This is a genomic window from Clostridium boliviensis, assembly GCF_033342255.1.
In the GTDB taxonomy this organism is placed as follows: domain Bacteria; phylum Bacillota; class Clostridia; order Lachnospirales; family Lachnospiraceae; genus Lacrimispora; species Lacrimispora boliviensis.
Map to the genome: position 1 here is coordinate 1 of NZ_JAWONS010000088.1, position 408 is coordinate 408.

Sequence of the window (408 nt, forward strand, 5' to 3'; positions counted from 1 at the left end):
GTATAAAAGCACCCTTCTAGGGTGCTTCAGGGGTTTCATTCATTCTCTCGATCCGGTTTTTGATGGTGAACGGGCCAAGGTGCGTCACGAAACTTCTCCACCATTTCTTCGTATTCCCCGGCTCTGTCCCACTCGTCCCGCCAGATATAAACCTCTTCGATATCCTCCGCCCGGAAAATATACCCTCCGTCCACATCTGCCGTGAGCCAAAACTGCCACTCTCCGTAAGGCTCCCCCCGTCGGTTTCGCTCCTCTGGTCGGTGAATCCATCCCCAGAGACGGAGAATCTGTCCTTTCCGAAACCGCGTCCCTTGGGGGTTTTCAGGGGATGCCTTTTCCAAATCCCTAGACAGACGAATTGCCACTGCCACGTTCATCCGCCTCCCTTGCATCAGCGATAAATATTTT

Annotated in this window: 1 protein-coding gene; it reads right to left on the reverse strand. The window is 53.2% G+C overall.

The genetic code is table 11. The features are described 5' to 3' along the window. Window positions 1–35: 35 nt before the first annotated feature. Window positions 36–408: hypothetical protein (locus tag RZO55_RS03055; protein WP_318062816.1), on the reverse strand; the 373-nt coding region annotated here is incomplete at its 5' end.